At 71.6% G+C, this 18,945-nt stretch carries 20 protein-coding genes and 1 pseudogene; 4 read left to right on the top strand and 17 right to left on the bottom strand.

What is annotated here, in order from left to right; translation table 11 throughout:
• Positions 1–134 precede the first annotated feature (134 nt).
• Positions 135–941 carry a polysaccharide deacetylase family protein gene (locus VXC91_RS20875; RefSeq protein WP_329508813.1) on the bottom strand — a complete coding sequence of 269 codons (807 nt, stop codon included), beginning with the start codon at positions 939–941 and terminating at the stop codon, positions 135–137.
• Between the two features lie 260 nt (positions 942–1,201).
• Between VXC91_RS20875 and VXC91_RS20880 the strand changes: the two genes are divergently transcribed.
• A complete protein-coding gene (locus VXC91_RS20880) occupies positions 1,202–2,374 on the top strand; it encodes a class I SAM-dependent methyltransferase (protein WP_329508814.1) in 1,173 nt (390 codons plus the stop codon).
• Here the strand turns inward: VXC91_RS20880 and VXC91_RS47025 are convergent.
• From VXC91_RS47025 to tsaB, 6 genes are all read right to left on the bottom strand, one after another.
• Positions 2,371–2,553: a hypothetical protein gene (locus VXC91_RS47025; protein WP_408057433.1), complete on the bottom strand. Its 183-nt coding sequence runs from the start codon at positions 2,551–2,553 to the stop codon at positions 2,371–2,373. The two genes, VXC91_RS20880 and VXC91_RS47025, sit on opposite strands and share 4 nt — an antisense overlap.
• A gap of 126 nt (positions 2,554–2,679) precedes the next feature.
• Positions 2,680–3,036 carry a YciI family protein gene (locus VXC91_RS20890; protein ID WP_329508815.1) on the bottom strand — a complete coding sequence of 119 codons (357 nt, stop codon included), beginning with the start codon at positions 3,034–3,036 and terminating at the stop codon, positions 2,680–2,682.
• A 356-nt stretch (positions 3,037–3,392) separates the two neighbouring features.
• Entirely contained in the window at positions 3,393–3,650 is a 258-nt protein-coding gene (locus VXC91_RS20895) for a hypothetical protein (RefSeq protein WP_329508816.1), read from the bottom strand.
• The gene (gene tsaD, locus VXC91_RS20900; protein WP_329508817.1) at positions 3,647–4,744 is read right to left on the bottom strand and encodes a tRNA (adenosine(37)-N6)-threonylcarbamoyltransferase complex transferase subunit TsaD; all 1,098 of its coding nucleotides are present in this window, start codon (positions 4,742–4,744) and stop codon (positions 3,647–3,649) included. Before tsaD ends, VXC91_RS20895 begins: the two co-directional genes overlap by 4 nt.
• Positions 4,737–5,267 (bottom strand): ribosomal protein S18-alanine N-acetyltransferase, encoded by a 531-nt coding sequence (gene rimI / locus VXC91_RS20905; protein WP_329508818.1) that lies wholly within the window; start codon positions 5,265–5,267, stop codon positions 4,737–4,739. The genes tsaD and rimI overlap by 8 nt, the downstream gene beginning before the upstream one ends.
• Positions 5,264–5,917, bottom strand: coding sequence for a tRNA (adenosine(37)-N6)-threonylcarbamoyltransferase complex dimerization subunit type 1 TsaB (gene tsaB, locus VXC91_RS20910; RefSeq protein WP_329508819.1), 654 nt, complete (start codon positions 5,915–5,917; stop codon positions 5,264–5,266). The genes rimI and tsaB overlap by 4 nt, the downstream gene beginning before the upstream one ends.
• Before the next feature lie 178 nt (positions 5,918–6,095).
• Between tsaB and VXC91_RS20915 the strand changes: the two genes are divergently transcribed.
• Complete coding sequence (locus VXC91_RS20915) at positions 6,096–6,650, top strand: hypothetical protein (protein WP_329508820.1); 555 nt, start codon at positions 6,096–6,098, stop codon at positions 6,648–6,650.
• A 45-nt stretch (positions 6,651–6,695) separates the two neighbouring features.
• Here the strand turns inward: VXC91_RS20915 and VXC91_RS20920 are convergent, their stop codons facing one another.
• The 7 genes from VXC91_RS20920 to glmS form a co-directional block, all read right to left on the bottom strand.
• On the bottom strand, positions 6,696–6,878 hold the full coding sequence (locus VXC91_RS20920) for a hypothetical protein (protein WP_329508821.1): 183 nt from the start codon (positions 6,876–6,878) through the stop codon (positions 6,696–6,698).
• Between the two features lie 249 nt (positions 6,879–7,127).
• Entirely contained in the window at positions 7,128–7,658 is a 531-nt protein-coding gene (tsaE, locus tag VXC91_RS20925) for a tRNA (adenosine(37)-N6)-threonylcarbamoyltransferase complex ATPase subunit type 1 TsaE (RefSeq protein WP_329508822.1), read from the bottom strand.
• Complete coding sequence (locus tag VXC91_RS20930) at positions 7,627–8,856, bottom strand: alpha/beta fold hydrolase (RefSeq protein ID WP_329508823.1); 1,230 nt, start codon at positions 8,854–8,856, stop codon at positions 7,627–7,629. The genes tsaE and VXC91_RS20930 overlap by 32 nt, the downstream gene beginning before the upstream one ends.
• Positions 8,857–8,923: 67 nt before the next feature.
• A complete protein-coding gene (gene alr, locus VXC91_RS20935; protein WP_329508824.1) occupies positions 8,924–10,087 on the bottom strand; it encodes an alanine racemase in 1,164 nt (387 codons plus the stop codon).
• Positions 10,088–10,222: 135 nt separating this feature from the next.
• Positions 10,223–11,668, bottom strand: a complete 1,446-nt coding sequence (locus tag VXC91_RS20940) for an NAD(P)H-hydrate dehydratase (RefSeq protein WP_329508825.1) — start codon at positions 11,666–11,668, stop codon at positions 10,223–10,225.
• A 40-nt stretch (positions 11,669–11,708) separates the two neighbouring features.
• Positions 11,709–12,080: a holo-ACP synthase gene (locus VXC91_RS20945; RefSeq protein ID WP_329508826.1), complete on the bottom strand. Its 372-nt coding sequence runs from the start codon at positions 12,078–12,080 to the stop codon at positions 11,709–11,711.
• A 327-nt stretch (positions 12,081–12,407) separates the two neighbouring features.
• On the bottom strand, positions 12,408–14,255 hold the full coding sequence (gene glmS / locus VXC91_RS20950; protein WP_329508827.1) for a glutamine--fructose-6-phosphate transaminase (isomerizing): 1,848 nt from the start codon (positions 14,253–14,255) through the stop codon (positions 12,408–12,410).
• A gap of 326 nt (positions 14,256–14,581) precedes the next feature.
• On the opposite strand from glmS, the gene coaA reads away from it, so the two are divergent.
• On the top strand, positions 14,582–15,550 hold the full coding sequence (gene coaA / locus VXC91_RS20955) for a type I pantothenate kinase (RefSeq protein ID WP_329508828.1): 969 nt from the start codon (positions 14,582–14,584) through the stop codon (positions 15,548–15,550).
• 40 nt (positions 15,551–15,590) lie between these two features.
• Positions 15,591–16,142 (top strand): annotated as a pseudogene (locus tag VXC91_RS20960) (DUF389 domain-containing protein); the annotation flags it as partial.
• Here the strand turns inward: VXC91_RS20960 and glmM are convergent.
• The 3 genes from glmM to rplM all read right to left on the bottom strand — a co-directional run bounded on the left by glmM (position 16,139) and on the right by rplM (position 18,761).
• Positions 16,139–17,497 (bottom strand): phosphoglucosamine mutase, encoded by a 1,359-nt coding sequence (glmM, locus tag VXC91_RS20965; protein WP_329508829.1) that lies wholly within the window; start codon positions 17,495–17,497, stop codon positions 16,139–16,141. The pseudogene VXC91_RS20960 and the gene glmM overlap by 4 nt on opposite strands.
• A gap of 265 nt (positions 17,498–17,762) precedes the next feature.
• Positions 17,763–18,275 carry a 30S ribosomal protein S9 gene (rpsI, locus tag VXC91_RS20970; RefSeq protein WP_329508830.1) on the bottom strand — a complete coding sequence of 171 codons (513 nt, stop codon included), beginning with the start codon at positions 18,273–18,275 and terminating at the stop codon, positions 17,763–17,765.
• A 42-nt stretch (positions 18,276–18,317) separates the two neighbouring features.
• Entirely contained in the window at positions 18,318–18,761 is a 444-nt protein-coding gene (gene rplM, locus VXC91_RS20975; RefSeq protein WP_070026304.1) for a 50S ribosomal protein L13, read from the bottom strand.
• Positions 18,762–18,945: the final 184 nt, after the last annotated feature.

Here is an 18,945-nt window from a genome sequence, read left to right on the forward strand (position 1 = left end):
TGGGACGACCGCCCGTGGGAGGCACCCTCCATCATCGGCCTCGACGGCCTTGCCCTCGACCACGGACGGACCGGGGCGGCGGGCCGCGCGCAGGTGGGTGGCCACCGGGAGACGACCCGGACGCCCGCCCCGCGCTACAGATAGTCCTCCAGTCGGGCCACCGTGAACCCCCTTGCCTGGATGCGACGCAGGAGACGGGTCGTCTCCGCGGACAGGGAGGTGGGGGGGCGGCCCGCCTCGTGGGGGCGGACGATGTCGCCCGGTTGCAGGGGCGCGCCCGTGCCGTGCGGTTCCGGTGCGGGGCGCCACAGGACCACGGCCGTGACGCCGCAGTCCGCGGCCGCACGGAGCGTCGTGCGGTCGTACGTGCCGTAGGGCGGGCGGAGCAGTCGGGGGCGCAGCCCCAGGCGCGCCTTCAGCCGGTCCCGCTGTCCGCAGATCTCGGCGCGCTGCTCGCCGTAGGGGCGGCCGCGCAGCGTGAAGTGGCCGAGGGTGTGGTTCTGGATGGCCGCGCCGGCTGCCCGCAGACGCGCGACGCGCGCGTCGTCCCGCCCGGCGGCGCTGTCCGTGAGGAACACGCTGACCGGTAGCCGCAGTTCACGGACCATGTCCACGAACCGGGGATCGTTCTCGACGTCTTCGTCGTACGTCAGGAAGACGACCTTGTCATGGGTGGGGACGCGATCGAGCACCGGGGGCAGCCCGCCCCCGGCCCGGCCTGAGCCGCCGGCGGGCCGGGCCGGCCGGGGCGCGGGGGCGAGCGGGGCGCGGAGGCCCCACCGGCGGTACGTCCGCTGCGATCCCCCGTGCGGACGGTGCACCTTCTGCGCCGCCTTCTTGCCCAGCCGTTCGATCGGGTCGACGGACTGGGCGCAGCCGGACAGAAGGACCGCGGCGAGCGTCCCGGCGAGCAGCACCCGCGGCCACGGCCGTGCCCTCACAGGTGGTCCTCCGGGCCTGCCTCCGCGAACCCCCCGTCCCTCACCTGCTTCAGGAACCGCCGGATCATGTCGGCATCCGCCGAACCCCTGCTTGTGCACCTTGCTGCCGGAACAGCACGCCGCAAGGGGCACCTGGCCCACTTTTCGTCGTTTTGTCGTACGAGCCGCATGGTGTCGGATCCTTCCAGTGACCGGCGCCCCCGACCGGCCGACACCGCGGCCGGACGCACACCGTCCACCGACTGGTCGACAATGACCGGGTGAACGACCTCTCCTTCGCCTCCCTGCTCACCCCCGAGGGCCGTGCTCTTCTCGACGAGGTGCGCGGCACCGCTCCGGCGCAGGAACTGGCCGTCGCGACCCGGTTGCGCCGCGACCACCCCGCCGACCTGGTCTCGGCGGCCCTCGCACAGGCGCGGCTGCGCGAACGGGCGGCGGCGAAGTTCGGCGCCGCGGACGCGGAGCGGATGTTCTTCACGGCGAACGGCGTCGAGCAGTCCACCAGGACCACCGTCGCGGTCCACCGCGCGGGCCGGCTGCGGGAACTCGGTGTGACCTCGGTCGCCGATCTGTGCTGCGGCATCGGCGGCGACGCGATCGCGTTCGCCCGGGCAGGCATCCGGGTCCTCGCCGTGGACCGGGACCCGCTGACGGCGTCGGCGGCGCGGGCGAACGCCGATGCGCTGGGCCTGTCCGCGCTGATCGAGGTGCGCGAGGCGGACGTCACGGACGTGGACGTGTCCTCGTACGAAGCCGTCTTCGTCGATCCTGCGCGGCGGGGCGGGCGCGGCCGGATCTTCGACCCCGAGGCGTACTCGCCCCCGCTGTCCTGGGCCGTGGCGACGGCCCTGAAGGCCCCGCACGCCGCCCTCAAGGTCGCGCCGGGCATCCCGCACGAGGCGGTGCCCGCCGGTGCGGAGGCCGAGTGGATCTCGGACGGCGGCGATGTGAAGGAGGCGGTGCTCTGGTTCGGCACGCAGCCGGGGCTCGTACGGGCCACCCTGCTGCCCGGCCCACGCGTGCTGCGCGGCCGCGCACTGCCCGACCCGCCCGTACGCCCCCTTGGCCGCTACCTCTACGAGCCGGACGGAGCCGCGATCCGCGCGCACCTGGTGGCGGAGGTGGCGGACGAACTGGAGGGCGGTCTGATCGACGAGACGATCGCGTATGTGACGGCGGACGAGCACCGCGACTCGCCCTACGCGACGGCTTACGAGATCACCGACCGGCTCCCGTTCAACGTGAAGAGGTTGAAGGCGCTGCTGCGGGAGCGCGAGGTCGGGATCCTGACCGTCAAGAAGCGGGGTTCGGCGGTCGAGCCGGAGGAACTGCGCCGCAAGGTCCTGCCCAAGCCGCACGGGCCGAACGCCGTGACCGTGTTCCTGACCCGGGTGGCCGGCGCACCGACGATGCTGCTCGGGCGCCCGGCCTAGCGGCAGTCCTCCGCACGCGCGCGGAGCAGTTCCCGCTCCCGTTCGTTGCCGGCGAGGGAGGCGGCGCGCTCGAACTCCGCACGGGCCTCGCCGCTCCAGGGCGGCGACCAGCGCGTCCTGCGCCAGTTCCTCGGCGATGGCGACGTCGCGCACGATCCGGGCGACACCGGCGATGACACGAGGCGACTGCATCCGGAAGACGGTCTCGATCACGCGGGCGGGGCCGTCGACGGGCGGGGAGTCGGTGGGCTGCTGTTCCACAGCCCACCATGCAACACCCCCGGCGGCCGAGCGCCAAGGAGCGCTCACCCCTCGGCGATCTCCCGGACCTCACAGGTGATCGTCCAGTACTCCTCGTGCACCTTCACGAACCGCTTGGCCCATTCGATCGCTTCGGCCATGTCCTTGCACTGCATGATCGCGTAGCCGCCGATGACCTCCTTGGACTCGGTGAAGGGACCGTCCGTGACGGAGATCTTTCCTCCCGCCCAGTGCACCCGGGTGCCCTGGGCGGTCGGCATCAGCCCAGCGGTGTCGAGCATCACCCCGGCCTTGGTGACCTCCTCGATCAGCTCCCCCATGCGCTCCATCAGCTCGGGGCTCGGGCCCCCCGGGGGAGCGGTGGTCTCGTCGATGCGCACGAGCGACAGATAACGCGGCATGGTGACTCCTCGGTGGAACGGCCGGGTCCTTCCCGGCCTCTCACCCATGCGTCGAACGGGGACGACGTGCATCGACACGAGCCGCGGATTTTTTTCGGGGAATTTTTCCGGGGTCGTCGGCGCAGGTCAGGGACGCACAACGAGGCCCCGGACCGGGCACGAGGGCGGGTGACCAGGGTGTCGCGCGGGATGCTCACCACCGTCGCCCCGGTGCGGCCCGCGTCGATGTGAGCAGGGACACCTGTGCGTCGTCCCTCGGAAAATCTCACGCTTCTCACCGCCCGCTCAGCTGCCCGCAGGCCCGCGGTCGGGACAGTCCCGACCTTAAGGTCGCACGGGCGAAGGCCCGTGCGCCGTCAGGCGGTGGCCACCGACTCGAAGCGCCAGCGGTGCACCGCCCGGGTGACCAACTGCTCGTCTGGTTCAGGCAGTTCGGGGAGGTCGGCGGCGTAGTCCGCATCCCACCAGGTGATGACGAGGACGCGGTCCTCAGGCGCGCGGAGCGTCTCCCGGCGCAGGGGCGGAGGCGTCAGCTGCTGGGCCCGTGCCCACGACAACAGCTCCTCGCCCCGGCCGGCGACCGCCCGTGCCTCCCACATCAGCGCCACGGTCACGAGTACAGGTTCTCCTTGCTCACCTCGTGGACGTGGTCGTGGGACTGCGTGTTGCCCGGCACGTGGGGATCCGTCACCGGCAGCGACGAGTCCGCCGACAGGTCCCAGTCCGACGCGGACCGGTCCCGGGCGACCATCTCCGCGCCCAGCGAGGCGACCATCGCTCCGTTGTCCGTGCACAGCTTGGGGCGGGGCACCCTGAGCCGGATCCCGGCCGCCTCACAGCGGTCCTGGGCCAGCGCGCGCAGCCGCGAATTGGCCGCCACCCCACCGCCGATCATCAGATGGTCGACACCCTCGTCCTTGCAGGCCCGGACAGCCTTGCGGGTCAGCACATCGACGACCGCCTCCTGGAAGGAGGCCGCCACATCGCGCACCGGCACCTCCTCCCCCGCCGCGCGCCGGGCCTCGATCCAGCGGGCCACGGCCGTCTTCAGGCCGGAGAAGGAGAAGTCGTACGCCGGGTCGCGGGGACCGGTCAGACCCCGCGGGAACGCGATCGCCTCCGGGTCGCCCTCCTTGGCGTACCGGTCGATGACCGGGCCGCCCGGGAAGCCGAGGTCCAGCACGCGCGCAATCTTGTCGAACGCCTCGCCCGCGGCGTCGTCGATGGTCGCGCCCATCGGCCGCACGTCGGAGGTGATGTCCGTGGACAACAGGAGCGAGGAGTGCCCGCCGCTCACCAGCAGCGCCATCGTCGGCTCCGGCAGCGCACCGTGTTCCAGCTGGTCCACGCAGATGTGGGAGGCGAGGTGGTTGACCCCGTAGAGCGGCTTGCCCAGCGCGTACGCGTACGCCTTCGCCGCCGAGACACCGACCAGCAGCGCCCCCGCGAGACCGGGCCCTGCGGTGACCGCGATGCCGTCCAGGTCCCTCGCGCTCACCCCCGCCTCCTTCAGTGCGCGCTCGATCGTCGGCACCATGGCCTCGAGGTGCGCCCGGGAAGCCACTTCCGGTACGACGCCGCCGAAGCGTGCGTGCTCGTCGACGCTGGAGGCGACGGCGTCGGCGAGGAGGGTGGTACCACGGACGATGCCGACGCCGGTCTCGTCGCACGAGGTCTCGATCCCCAGGACCAGGGGTTCGTCAGCCATTGTTCTCGGTTCCTTGTACTGAGGAGTTGCCCGCAGCGGAACCGCCGTCGGGCGCTGTGCTGAGCCGCATCACCAGGGCGTCCACGTTCCCCGGCTGGTAGTAGCCGCGCCGGAAGCCGATGGGTTCGAAGCCGTAGCGCTCGTAGAGCTTCTGGGCGCGCACGTTGTCGACCCGGCACTCGAGCATCACCTCGGCGCACTCGAACGCGGTCGCGGCCCGCAGCAGCTCGGTGAGGAGCCGGCCGCCGAGCCCCGTGGCCCAGCGATCGCGGGCTACGGCGATCGTCTGGATGTCGCCGAGGTCGCCCTGGGCGGCCAGTCCCGCGTATCCGACCACGCGCTCGCCCTCCACGGCCACGACATAGCGCCGGGTCGCCTCCGCGCCCCGGGAGTGCGCCAGTTCGGACCAGAACATGCCCCGCGACCAGGCGTCCTCGGGGAACAGGTCCTTCTCCAGCTCCAGAACGGCATCGATGTCCCACCAGCGCATCTCGCGCAGCGTGGGCGTCACGGGCACGGTCACTTGGGGGTGACCACCTTGTAGTTCCTGGGCACCTGCGCGTCGGGGCGGCGCAGATACAGCGGTCGGGGGGCGGGCAGTTCCTCACCCGCGGCCAGCTTCTCCACCGCCAGGGACGCGAGCGCGGCCGCCGAGACGTGCTCGGGCTCCCGCGCCTGCGGGAACGTGCCCGGGTAGAGCAGCGCCCCGGCCCCGACGGCGGGCAGGCCGGCGACCGCCTCCGCGATCTCCGCGGGCCGGGCGACGGCGGGTTCGGTGACGCGGATGCGGGAGTCGTCGTACCGCGCCCAGTAGACCTCCTTGCGGCGCGCGTCCGTGGCCACCACGAACGGCACGGTGAGGTCGGAGGCATAGGCGAGACCGTCGAGCGTGCACACGCCGTGCACGGGCACGCCGAGCGCGAGCCCGAACGTGTCGGCGGTCATCAGGCCGACGCGCAGCCCGGTGTACGGACCGGGGCCCACACCGACGACGATGCCGGTGACGGCGTCGAGCCGCGTGCCCGCCTCGGCGAGGACCCGGTCGACGGCGGGCAGCAGCAGTTCCCCGTGCCGACGCGCGTCCACCTGGCTCGACGAGGCGACGACGGACGTTCCGTCGTGCAGGGCGACGGTGACGGCGGGGGTGGCGGTATCCAGAGCGAGCAAGAGCACGCAAACAGCCTACGGCGCCCGCGCCCGGCGTACGGCCGAGCCGGTCCGCGCGATGCCTGCTGCTACCGTCACAGCAATGGAGTACGACGCGGTCGGTCCGTGAACGAATCGGTGAGTCGTACGAGACGGACACGGCTTGACGGGTGCTTCCGCGTGCGGGGGCGAGAGGTGGGCACAGGTGGCTAGGAGCAGCTCGGGATTCGTGGCCGGGCTCACCGCGGCGGCGATCGCCGTGGTCGGTTTCCTCGCCTATCAGGCGTCGGCGCATGTGCCCGACACCCTGGGCAAGCCCCAGGTGAAAAAGTCGCCCTCGGCCACGGCGTCGAAGCCGCCGCAGGACAAGAAGAACCCGGCGCCGCTGCCCGCCGGCTCCGGCGCCGGCGAGCGGGTCGTGTACTCGACCGGTGACGACCGGGTGTGGCTGGTCGGCACGGGCAACAAGGTCCGGCGCACCTTCACGGTGATGCCGGGGACGGTGGATCCGGTGCCGGGCACGTACGCGGTGACCTCGCGCGACCCCGCGGGCACCGGGTCCGACGGCAGGACGGTCGAGCACATCGTGCGTTTCGCGCTGATCGACGGAGTGGTGTTCGGCTTCAGCGCGGCGGTCGACGGCAGCACGCCCAAGCCCGACGCCTCGAAGAAGCTGGGCGGCATCCGCGAATCCCGTGCCGACGGCACGGCGATGTGGGAGTTCGCCACGGGCGGTCAGAAGGTCGTCGTCGTCAAGTGACCGAACGGCGGCACACACGGGGGAACACGCCCTGCCGACCCCCGCCTATGCGGCCCTGCGCGGCTCCGGAGGCTCGTGGGCCGTGCGCGGCGCCCGCGGCGCGGGGTCGCGCGGCGGTGTCGAGATCGCCTTCGCCGCGGCACACGCCGCCAGCAGGTCCCGCATCGACACACCGGCCGCTCCGGCCGCCACGCGCGGCTGCGCCTCGTCACGTTCTGAAGCCGGCATGGACGCCTCCTGGTGTCGCGGGGGCGGCATGGTTAGGTAGACCTAACCATGAGCTGATGTCCATGGGACCATGCCCGGTACCTGCGGCGCAATATCTTGCCGACGAGTTGTCGGGACATCGGGCACCCCCCTGGTGCACCCCGCAAGGAGTGGGGGGAGTCGCGCACCCGGCCGCAGACGCCCGGAAGGCGACGCTCCCGAAGAGCGCACGGGTGTCCCGGGAGTTTCGGCGGAGCCCCGCGGCGGCTCTCAGGCCGACAGCACGGTCAGATCCACGCCCGCCCAGCGCCGTCCGAACCCCGTGAGGGACACGTGCCGCACCTCGTCGGTCGTGTCTCCGACGGCACGGTGGATGACCACGTGCAGCCGGTCCTCCGAGAGGTCCTCGACCTTGCCCTCGCCCCACTCCACGACGACGACGGACTCCGGCAGCGAGACGTCGAGGTCGAGGTCCTCCATCTCGTCCAGGCCGCCGCCCAGGCGGTACGCGTCCACGTGGACCAGCGGGGGGCCGTCCCCGAGGGACGGGTGCACGCGGGCGATCACGAAGGTCGGTGAGGTCACTGCACCCCGCACACCGAGCCCCTCGCCGAGCCCGCGGGTCAGCGTGGTCTTGCCCGCGCCCAGCTCGCCGTTCAGCATCACGAGGTCGCCGCCGCGCAGCAGCTCGGCCAGAAGGCGCCCCAGCTCCCGCATCTGTTCGGGGGAGGTGACGGTGAACTCGGTGGTGACGCCCGGCATCGGGACCTCAGCCGGGCTGTACGGTGCTGGTGCTTCCATAGCCACCCACGGTAGCCCCTGCCGGGACCGCTCCCGAGCGCATCAGGAGGTCGGCGAGGCGGTCTGTGACCACCTCGGGGTGCTCCAGCATCACCAGGTGACCGGCGTCCGGCACGAGCACCAGTTCGGCATCCGGCAGCAGACCGGCGATCGCCTCGCTGTGCTCGCTGGGCGTGACCAGGTCCTGAATGCCCGCGAGGACGAGCACGGGTATCTCCGCAAAGCGGGCCAGTGCCTCGGTCTTGTCGTGGTCGGTGAACGCCGGATAGAACTCGGCGACCACGTCGATCGGCGTGCCCTCGATCATCCGCTCCGCGAACCGCGCGACGGCCGGGTCGACGTCGCGGGACGCGAACGAGTACCGCTTGATGATCCCGGCGAACAGGTCGGCCGTCGCCCTGCGCCCCCTCTCCACCAGCTCGGCCTGCTGGCCCAGGGCCTTGAGCACACCGGGGAGGATGCGCCGCACGGCGTTGACGCCCGCGACGGGCAGCCCGAAGTTCACCTCGCCGAGCCGTCCGGACGACGTGCCGACGAGCGCGACACCGACGACCCGGTCGCGAATCAGCTCCGGGTACTGGTCGGCGAGCGCCATGATCGTCATGCCGCCCATGGAGTGGCCGACGAGCACGATGGGCCCCTCGGGCGCGGCCGCGTCTATCACGGCCTTGAGATCGCGGCCGAGCTGGTCGATGGTGACCGGCGTGCCCTCGGCCTGGGCCATTCCACGGGCGGAGCGGCCGTGGCTGCGCTGGTCCCAGTACACGGTTCGGACGACGCCGCGCAGCGCGGCCCGCTGGAAGTGCCAGGAATCCTGGCTGAGGCAGTAGCCGTGGCTGAAGACGACGGTCACCGGCGTCGGCGCCTTGCGCCCGAAGAGCCGGCGTCGGCGCGGGGCGGGGCCGCCCTCCGGCTCGACGTCGTCGATCTCGTAGTACAACGCGGTGCCGTCGTCGGCGTACGCCTTGCCGGGGGCACCGCGCAAAGTGCCGTACGGTCCCGCCGAGTCGAGGGCGAGCCGGGCCTTGCGGCGCATGCCGCGGCCGACCGTCATCCGCTCTATGGCGACACCGGCGGCGGCGCCCGCGGCCACCACGCCTATCGCGGCGCCGGCGATGCCGGCGATGCGCCAGCTTCCGGTGGCAGAGACGGTGGCGCCGGCGACGGCCTCCACCACCTCGGCGCTGCTCTCGCTCACGTCCCGCTTCCTCCCCGCCGGGGCTCCGCCCGTCCGGCCTTCGGCTGCCCAGCTTCACCCGTGTGGGTTATCCAACTTGTTCCGCATTCACATTCACGTAGACGCGGGGAACGCGGGATCCGATCCGGGTCACGATTTCGTAAGCGATGGTTCCGGCCGCCTGCGCCCAGTCCTCGGCGGCGGGCTCACCGTGTTCGCCGGAGCCGAAGAGGATCGCCTCCGTGCCGGGCGCGGGTTCGTCGCCCCCCAGGTCCACCACGAACTGGTCCATGGCGATCCGGCCCGCGACCGTCCGCAGCTTGCCGTCGACCAGGACCGGGCCGGTGCCCGAGGCGTGGCGCGGAATGCCGTCCGCATAGCCGACGGGGATCAGGCCGAGGGTCGTGCTGCCGGGGGTCGTGTACTTGTGTCCGTAGCTGACGCCGTGGCCGCCGGGGACCTGCTTCGCCAGGGCGAGCGAGGCCTTCAGCGTCATCACCGGATGCAGCCCGAGGTCGGCCGGGGTGCCGAGTTCGGGACTGGGCGACAGACCGTAGAGGGCGATGCCGGTCCGGACCAGGTCGAAGTGGGCCTCGGGCAGAGTCAACATGGCGGGCGAGTTGGCCATGTGGCGCACCTCGGGCCGTACGCCCTGCTCCTCGGCGTACGCCACCATCGCGCGGAAGCGGCCGAGTTGGGACGCGATGGAGGGGTGGCCGGGCTCGTCGGCGCAGGCGAAGTGCGACCACAGTCCGACGACGGTGACCAGGCCGTCCCCCTCGGCCCGCAAGGCCTCGGCGACAAGTTCCGGCCAGTCGGCGGGCTGGCAGCCGGCCCGCCCGAGGCCGGTGTCCGCCTTGAGGTGGACCCGGGCGGGCGCGCCCGCAGCGGCCGCGGCCTCCCGCACCTCCTCGAGGGCCCACAGATCGCTGACGGACACGTCGACGTCGGCCTCGATCGCCGTGCGCCAAGGCCCGCCCGGGGTCCACAGCCAGCACAGGACGCGCCCGTGCAGACCTGCCTCGCGCAGGGCGAACGCCTCCTCGGGCGTGGCCGTGCCGAGCCACTCGGCACCGGCTTCGAGGGCGGCGCGGGCGCACGGCACCGCCCCGTGGCCGTACGCGTCCGACTTCACCACCGCCATCAGGGCGGCGCGGGGAGCGCGGGCTCGCAGGGCACGGACGTTCGCCCGCAGAGCCGCCAGATCGATCTCGGCTCGGGCGCGCAGGGGTGGCGTCTCAGTACGTGTCATCGCGCCCCAGTGTCTCAGAGGGCTCCGGCGCCTCTTCGATGCCGGTGCCGCGCGTGCCTTCCACCACGGGAAAGTCGTGTGTCTTCCGCCGCGGGACAGTGACGTACGGCACGTGGGACGGTCGACCGGGGCTGTTCAGCCCTGCACGTCCCGCCAGGCCTCCGGGACGGCGTTCGCCACGTCATGCGCGCCCGCGGGCGCGCCGTCCGCCGCGTACCGGCCCGCGAGGCCGTGCAGATACGCCGCCACGCTGCCCGCGTCCCGCGCCTCGAGACCTGACGCGAGCAGCGAGCCGGACAGCCCGGACAGCACGTCCCCGCTCCCGGCGGTCGCGAGCCAGGGCGTACCCGTGGCGTTCACCCGCACGGGCCCGCCCCCGGCGTCCGCCACCAACGTGGTGGAACCCTTGAGCAGCACGGTCGCCCGGTACCGCGCCGCCAGTTCCCGCACCGCCGCGAGCCGGGCCCCCTCGACCTCCTCGCGCGAGACCCCGAGCAGGGCGGCGGCCTCGCCCGCGTGAGGGGTCATCAGAGTGGGCGCGCCACGGCCGCGGACGGCGTCCCGGTCGGCGAGCCGCAACCCGTCGGCGTCGACGAGCACGGGCACGTCCGCCTCCAGCACCTCCGCCACGGTCGCCGCGTCGTCCCCGACGCCCGGCCCCACGACCCACGCCTGCACTCGACCGGCCTTCGCGGGCCCCGCCTCGGAGACCAGCGTCTCCGGGAAGCGTGCGATCACCGCGCCCCCGGCCGGCCCCACGTACCGCACGGCCCCGGCCCCGCCCCGCAGCGCACCCGCCACCGCGAGCACGGCCGCCCCGGGGTAGCGCGCGGATCCGGCGGCGATCCCGACCACCCCGCGCCGGTACTTGTCGCTCTCGGCCGCCGGCCGCGGCAGCAGTGCCGCCACGTCCGCGTGCTGCAGCGCTTCGAGCTCGGCCTGCGCGGGCAGGTCGAGCCCGATGTCGACGAGGCGTACGGAACCGGCGTGCTCCCGCGCCGGGTCGATGAGCAGCGCCGGCTTGTGGGTGCCGAAGGTCACGGTCAGATCGGCCCGTACAGCCGGGCCGAGCACCTCGCCGGTGTCGGCCTCCACCCCGCTCGGCAGGTCGACGGCGACGACGGCCGCCCGCGACTGCTCGACGAGCGCGGCGAGCCGCGCTGCGTCCGGCCTCAGGCCGCCCTTGCCGCCGATCCCGACGATTCCGTCGACCACGACGTCGGCACACCGGACCGACTCGTCGGCGGCGCCGACGGACTCGGGTCCGCCCGTCACGACCGTGCCGCCCGCCCTCCGCAGGGCCGCAAGCCCGCCCTGATGGGTCCGTTCCGGCGCCAGCAGCACCGCCGTGACGCCCGCACCGCGCCGGGCCAGCCGCGCGCCGGCGTACAGGGCGTCACCGCCGTTGTCCCCGCTTCCCACCAGCAGCACCACCCGGCTGCCGTACACCCGCCGCAGCAACTGAGCGCAGGCCGCGGCCAGTCCGGCGGCGGCGCGCTGCATCAGCGCACCTTCCGGAAGCCGCGCCATGAGCGAACGCTCGGCCGCCCTCACCGTCTCCACGCTGTATGCAGTACGCATACCGTCGAGTCTCCCTCACGACCACCGGTCGAGGGCGGACCTACCCCTCCGCCACGACGACCGCCGACGCCACCCCCGCGTCATGACTGAGCGACACGTGCCATGACTTCACGCCCAGTTCGGCGGCGCGGATCGCGACCGTGCCCGTCACCCGCAGCCGCGGCTGACCGCTGTCCTCCACGTAGACCTCGGCGTCGGTCCAGTGCAGCCCGCCCGGTGCGCCCAGGGCTTTGGCCACCGCTTCCTTGGCGGCGAACCGCGCGGCCAGCGAGGCGACACCGCGCCGCTCCCCGTTCGGCAGCAGCAACTCCTGGTGCAGGAAAAGGCGTTCGGCCAGACCGGGCGTACGCCTCAACGACACCGCGAACCGGTCGATCTCGGCCACGTCGATACCGACGCCGATGATGCTCATACGGAGCACCCTACGGCCGCCTGTCTCCGGGCTCCGATCTCTGACGACGCGTCTGTCACAACCGACTGCCGGCCTGCGGCGACTTGCTCACGGCAGCGGTCGCGTGAGCCACATCGGTCACGCCGGCTTGTAGCTGACGAACGACATGATGTCCCTCGGTTCCAGCGGCCGGGTCTCCGTCACGTCAGTGGTGACGGCGTCCACGGTCGCCTTTGCGGACAACGGGACGCCCGGTACCTCGACCCCTACGCGACTCGAAGCCCCGGCCGGAGCCACCCTCGCCTTGCCGGCCGGAGCCCTCACCACGTTTTCACAGGCCCTGAGGGCTCACTCCACCGTCACCGACTTCGCCAGGTTCCGCGGCTGATCCACCTCGTTGCCCCGGGCGGTCGCCAGCTCGCAGGCGAAGACCTGGAGGGGCACCGTCGCGACCAGCGGCTGGAGCAGCGTCGGGGTCGCCGGGATGCGGATCAGATGGTCGGCGTACGGGACCACCGCCTCGTCGCCCTCCTCCGCGATCACGATGGTGCGCGCACCCCTCGCCCGGATCTCCTGGATGTTGGAGACGATCTTGTCGTGCAGGACCGAGCGCCCGCGCGGCGAGGGTACGACCACGACGACCGGCAGGTCCTCCTCGATCAGCGCGATGGGCCCGTGCTTCAGTTCTCCCGCCGCGAAGCCCTCGGCGTGCATGTACGCCAGCTCCTTGAGCTTGAGGGCGCCTTCCAGCGCCACCGGGTAACCCACGTGCCGCCCCAGGAAGAGCACGGTGTTCTTGGCGGCGAGCGAGCGCGCCAGCTCCCGTACCGGCTCCATGGTCTCCAGGACCCGCTCGACCTCGCGGGAGATCTGCGACAGGTCGCGGATGACGACGTGGATCTCGTCGCCCCACTTGGTGCCGCGCGCCTGGCCCAGATAGAGGGCCACGAGATAGCAGGCGACCAGCTGGGTCAGGAACGCCTTGGTCGAGGCGACCGCGACCTCCGGGCCGGCGTGCGTGTACAGCACGGCGTCCGACTCCCGGGGGATCGTCGACCCGTTGGTGTTGCAGATGGCCAGCACCTTGGAGCCCTGTTCACGGGCGTGCCGCAGCGCCATCAGCGTGTCCATGGTCTCGCCGGACTGGGAGATGGCGATGACCAGCGTGCGCGGATCGAGGATCGGGTCCCGGTAACGGAATTCGCTGGCCAGCTCAACTTCGCACGGGATGCGTGTCCAGTGCTCGATGGCGTACTTGGCGATCATCCCGGCGTGGAAGGCCGTACCGCACGCCACCACCACGATCTTGTCGACTTCGCGCAGCTCGGCCGCCGAGATCCGCAGTTCGTCCAGGCGCAGCGAGCCGAACGCGTCGATGCGGCCGAGCAGGGTGTCGGCGACCGCCTTGGGCTGCTCGGCGATCTCCTTCAGCATGAAGTAGTCGTAGCCCCCCTTCTCGGCGGCCGAGGCGTCCCAGTCGACGTGATAGGACCGGACGTCGGCCGGGCGCCCGTCGAAGCCGGTGACCGTGACCCCGTCCCGGCGCAGCTCGACCACCTGGTCCTGGCCCAGCTCGATCGCGGACCGGGTGTGGGCGATGAACGCCGCCACGTCCGAGGCGAGGAAGGCCTCGCCCTCACCGACGCCCACCACCAGCGGGGAGTTCCGCCGCGCACCGACGACCACGTCCGGCTCGTCGGCGTGCACCGCGACCAGCGTGAACGCGCCTTCCAGCCGCCGGCACACCAGCCGCATCGCATCCGCCAGGTCCGCGGTCACCGAGAACTCCTCGGCGAGCAGATGCGCGACGACCTCGGTGTCCGTCTCGGAGGCGAGCGCATGACCCCGCTCCTCCAACTCGGCCCGCAGCAGTGCGAAGTTCTCGATGATCCCGTTGTGGACGACGGCGACGCGGCCGGCGTTGTCGAGATGCGGATGCGCATTGGCGTCGGTCGGGGCGCCGTGGGTGGCCCAGCGGGTGTGCCCGAGGCCCGTGGTACCGGTCGGCAGCGGCCGGTCGACCAGCTCCTTCTCCAGGTTGACCAGCTTCCCGGCCTTCTTGGCGGCGGCCAGGCTCCCGTCCGCGAGCACGGCGACGCCCGCCGAGTCGTACCCCCGGTACTCCAGCCGCTTCAATCCCGCCACGACGACATCGAGCGCCGACTGCGGCCCCACGTATCCCACAATTCCGCACATGTGCCGCAGCCTACGGTCCGGGTGACTTCCCGACCTCCCGAAGCGTGCCCGAAATCGGAAATTCCCACTGGGGTACGAACGCGCCGGGCTCGGACACCGGCCGTTCCTGCCCGCCGTGAAGGCGTATTCGGTCCGGGAGGTTCGGCCGTCCGGGGCACATGGTCCGCGAACTCCTCAACGGCCGAAGGGACTGACCGTCAGGCGCCGGGGGAGGTGGGATCCGTCCGCCCTGCGGCATGTCCGCGCCAGACGTACGTGACGGACGCCACCTCACAGTCCGGTTCAGACTCCGCTAACAATGGACTGTGATCTCTCCGGTCTCCTCGATGCCCCGGAGCGCCCACCGGCCCAGGCCGGAGGCGACTCCCTACGTCGACCTCACCCGTGCCGAGTGGAGCGCACTGCGCGACAAGACGCCGCTGCCGCTGACCGCCGAGGAGGTGGAGAAGCTGCGCGGCCTCGGCGACGTGATCGACCTCGACGAGGTCCGGGACATCTACCTCCCACTGTCCCGGCTGCTCAACCTCTACGTCGGCGCCACCGACGGCCTGCGCGGTGCCCTGAACACGTTTCTCGGCGAGCAGGGCTCGCAGTCGGGCACCCCGTTCGTCATAGGCGTCGCCGGCTCCGTGGCGGTCGGCAAGTCGACCGTCGCCCGCCTCCTCCAGGCCCTGCTCTCCCGCTGGCCCGAGCACCCCCGGGTGGAGCGGGTGACCACCGACGGCTTCCTGCTGCCCACCAAGGAGCTTCAGGCCCGCGGTCTGATGTCGCGGAAGGGCTTCCCCGAGTCGTACGACCGCCGTGCGCTGACCCGTTTCGTCGCCGACATCAAGGCCGGCAAGGACGAGGTGGCGGCCCCCGTCTACTCGCATCTGATCTACGACATCGTCCCCGGCCGCACGCTCACCGTCCGCCGCCCGGACGTCCTCATCGTCGAGGGCCTCAACGTGCTCCAGCCCGCCCTCCCGGGCCATGACGGCCGTACCCGCGTCGGCCTCGCCGACTACTTCGACTTCAGCGTGTACGTCGACGCCCGCACCGAGGACATCGAGAGCTGGTACCTCAACCGCTTCCGGAAACTCCGTCAGACCGCCTTCCAGGACCCCTCGTCGTACTTCCGCAAGTACACGCAGGTCGCCGAGGAGGAGGCCCTCGACTACGCCCGCACGATGTGGCGCACGATCAACAAGCCGAACCTCGTCGAGAACATCGCCCCGACCCGCGGCCGCGCCACCCTGGTGCTGCGCAAGGGCCCGGACCACAAGGTGCAGCGGCTGAGCCTGCGCAAGCTGTAGGACAGCCGTTCGGAACAGTGGTGCGGCCTGCTGAAAAGGCGTGATCGGGGCCTGCGGTGTCGTCCTCGACAACCCGATCCTGATCGTCGGCGCGATGGCGGTGGGCCCGGAATTCGGCCCGCCGGCGGGGCTCAGCACGGCACTGGTGCGGCGGGCGTCCCGCCCGGCCCTCCGCTCGCTCGACGCTCTCCTGGTCGGCTTCGCGGTGGCCATGCCGGTGACCGTCGGGTTCACCTGCTTCATGGACGCCGTGGACCTGTTCAGCCGCGTCAAGTTGGACGCCGAGCGGCCCAACACCGACTTCATCCACCGGTCGGACGCGTTCTCGTTCGTCGTCGCGATCCTCGCCGGCACGCTCTCGCTGACGTCAGCGAAGTCGGGGGCACCGGTCGGCGCGGCGATCTCGGTCCCGGCCGTCGCGAACGCCGCCCTCGCCTTCAGCGACGACGAGTACCGCCAGGCGTGGAGGTCCAGCGAACAGCTCCTGCTCAACCTGCTGGGCATCGTGCTCGCCGGCACGCTCACCCTGCCGGCTCAGAAGTGGTTCTGGGCCGGACAGCGTGAACGTGCCTGCAGGGCCGGACAGTTCTAGCCGAGCGCCGACTTCACCGCGTCCGCGAGACGGCCGGCCACGGATCGCGCCTGATCGATGTCGGCGGCCTCCACCATGACCCGTACGAGCGGCTCCGTGCCCGACGGGCGCAGCAGCACCCGCCCGGTCGACCCCAGCTCCCGCTCGGCCTCGATGACGGCGGTGGCCAGGTCGGCGGACGTGCCGACACGGGACTTGTCGACGTCGGGGACGTTCACGAGGACCTGTGGCAGCCGCTCCATCACGGAGGCCAGGTCCTTGAGCGTACGGCCGGTCTGCGCCACCCGCGCGGCCAGCATCAGGCCGGTCAGCGTGCCGTCGCCGGTGGTGGCGTGGTCGAGGATGATGACGTGCCCGGACTGCTCGCCGCCGAGCGTGTAGCCCTTCTGCTTCATCTCCTCCAGCACGTACCGGTCACCGACCGCGGTCTGCACCAGGTCGATGCCCTCGCGCTCCATGGCCAGCTTGAAGCCCAGATTCGACATGACCGTCGCGACGACGGTGCCGGAGCGCAGTGCGGAACGCTCCCGCATCGCCAGCGCGAGTACGGCCAGGATCTGGTCGCCGTCCACCTCCTCGCCGGTGTGGTCCACGGCGAGGCAGCGGTCGGCGTCGCCGTCGTGCGCGATGCCGAAGTCGGCACCGTGCTCGACGACGGTGGCCTTCAGCTCGTCCAGGTGGGTGGAGCCGCAGCCGGCGTTGATGTTGAGCCCGTCCGGCTCCGCGCCGATCGTGATGATCTCGGCGCCCGCCCGCGTGAACGCCTCCGGGGAGACCTGGGAGGCGGCACCGTGCGCCTCGTCGAGGACGATCCTGAGCCCGTCGAGCCGGTTCGGCAGGACGTCGAGGAGGTGGGCGACGTACTGGTCGAAGCCCTCGTCGTACGACGTCACGCGCCCGACCCCGGCCCCCGTGGGCCGGTCCCAGGGAGCGCCGGTGCGGTGCTCCTCGTACACGGTCTCGATCTTGTCCTCCAGTTCGTCGGCGAGCTTGTGGCCGCCGCGGGCGAAGAACTTGATCCCGTTGTCGGGCATGGCGTTGTGGCTGGCGGAGAGCATCACGCCGAGGTCGGCGCCGAGGGCGCCGGTGAGGTGGGCGACTGCCGGGGTGGGCAGCACACCGACGCGCAGCACGTCCACGCCCGCGCTGGCGAGCCCCGCGACCACGGCGGCTTCCAGGAACTCCCCGGACGCGCGCGGATCCCGTCCGACCACCGCCTTCGGCTTGTGGCCCTCGAAGGTGCCCGCCTCGGCCAGTACGTGTGCCGCTGCCACGGACAGACCGAGCGCCATCTCGGCCGTCAAATCCGCGTTGGCGACACCGCGCACGCCGTCCGTGCCGAAGAGTCGTCCCACTGTGTCGTCCTCCGAACCTAGCTGCCAATGTGCGGCTCATGCCGAGTGTCCAGACAGAAACGGGCTACGTACACTCCCCGGACCTGCCTTCAGGCTTATCACCCGCGCCCGTGCCGAGACTGTCGGGATTGCTCCATAAGCTCCATAAGCCGGTGATAAGCGCCGCTCCCCGTAAACGAACCGCCCCGGCGGCACAGAACGTGCTGCCGGGGCGATGCGTGCGCGCTGCAGGCGGTACGACGCCTGCAGCGACCAGCGGACGCGATCAGCGCTTGCTGTACTGCGGGGCCTTGCGGGCCTTCTTCAGACCGGCCTTCTTCCGCTCGACCGCGCGGTCGTCGCGGCGCAGGAAGCCGGCCTTCTTCAGCGGGCCACGGTTGTTGTCGACGTCCGCCTCGTTCAGCGCACGGGCGACACCGAGACGGAGCGCACCGGCCTGACCGGAGACACCGCCACCCGCGATGCGGGCGATGACGTCGTAGCGGCCGTCCAGCTCGAGCACCTTGAAGGGCTCGTTGACTTCCTGCTGGTGCACCTTGTTCGGGAAGTAGTCCTCGAGGGTGCGACCGTTGATCTTCCACTTGCCGGAGCCCGGAACGATCCGGACGCGGGCGATGGCGTTCTTGCGGCGGCCCAGGCCGGCGGCCGGCTGGGGCTCGCCGAAGCGGGACGCGAGGGACTCGGAGGTGTACTCACCCTCCACCGGGACCTCGGTCTCGGTGGTGTAGCTGTCGATGTCAAGCTCTTCGAGCGGCTGCTCGGCAGTGGTCTCGGCCACGATTCTCCTCAGATTCTCTTCAGTCTTAGGGGGTGGCCGGACTTACTGCGCGACCTGGGTGATCTCGAACGGCACCGGCTGCTGAGCGGCGTGCGGGTGCTGGTCACCCTTGTAGACCTTCAGCTTCGAGAGCATCTGACGGCCCAGGGAGTTCTTGGGGAGCATGCCCTTGACGGCCTTCTCGATGGCCTTCTCGGGGTTGTTCGCCAGCAGGTCGTCGTAGCGGACGGAGCGCAGACCACCCGGGTAGCCCGAGTGCCGGTACGCCATCTTCTGGGTCCGCTTGTTGCCGGACAGGTGCACCTTGTCCGCGTTGATGATGATGACGAAATCGCCGGCGTCCACGTGGGGCGCGTAGATCGGCTTGTGCTTGCCGCGCAGCAGGGTGGCGGCGGTGGTGGCCAGACGGCCCAGGACGACGTCCTGAGCGTCGATGACATGCCACTGACGCGTCACATCGCCGGGCTTGGGGCTGTACGTACGCACGGTTCGTAGCCTTCGCTTCTTCAGTGAGGATCCTGACAAGGTCACCGAAGACGATCACGACAGCCCTGACCGCACCGCGGTGACGCAAGCCGCGTGCTGGTCGCTGGTCATCGGTCCGGTGGACCGGTGTAAGGGCCCCTCACGTGAGAATGAGCAAGCCAATACACATAACGAACAGCCAGGA

Origin of the sequence: Streptomyces chiangmaiensis (assembly GCF_036281785.1) — a bacterium.
Lineage (GTDB): Bacteria > Actinomycetota > Actinomycetes > Streptomycetales > Streptomycetaceae > Streptomyces > Streptomyces chiangmaiensis.

Bases quoted from the DNA above. Each gene is read 5' to 3' on its own strand.
- tsaD (WP_329508817.1), bottom strand. From the start codon at position 4,744: ATGGCTGACGAACCCCTGGTCCTGGGGATCGAGACCTCGTGCGACGAG.
- VXC91_RS20920 (WP_329508821.1), bottom strand. From the start codon at position 6,878: ATGCCGGCTTCAGAACGTGACGAGGCGCAGCCGCGCGTGGCGGCCGGA.
- VXC91_RS20890 (WP_329508815.1), bottom strand. From the start codon at position 3,036: ATGCCGCGTTATCTGTCGCTCGTGCGCATCGACGAGACCACCGCTCCC.
- VXC91_RS20940 (WP_329508825.1), bottom strand. From the start codon at position 11,668: ATGCGTACTGCATACAGCGTGGAGACGGTGAGGGCGGCCGAGCGTTCG.
- coaA (WP_329508828.1), top strand. From the start codon at position 14,582: ATGCCCCGGAGCGCCCACCGGCCCAGGCCGGAGGCGACTCCCTACGTC.
- glmS (WP_329508827.1), bottom strand. From the start codon at position 14,255: ATGTGCGGAATTGTGGGATACGTGGGGCCGCAGTCGGCGCTCGATGTC.
- tsaE (WP_329508822.1), bottom strand. From the start codon at position 7,658: ATGGAAGCACCAGCACCGTACAGCCCGGCTGAGGTCCCGATGCCGGGC.
- VXC91_RS20945 (WP_329508826.1), bottom strand. From the start codon at position 12,080: ATGAGCATCATCGGCGTCGGTATCGACGTGGCCGAGATCGACCGGTTC.
- alr (WP_329508824.1), bottom strand. From the start codon at position 10,087: ATGACACGTACTGAGACGCCACCCCTGCGCGCCCGAGCCGAGATCGAT.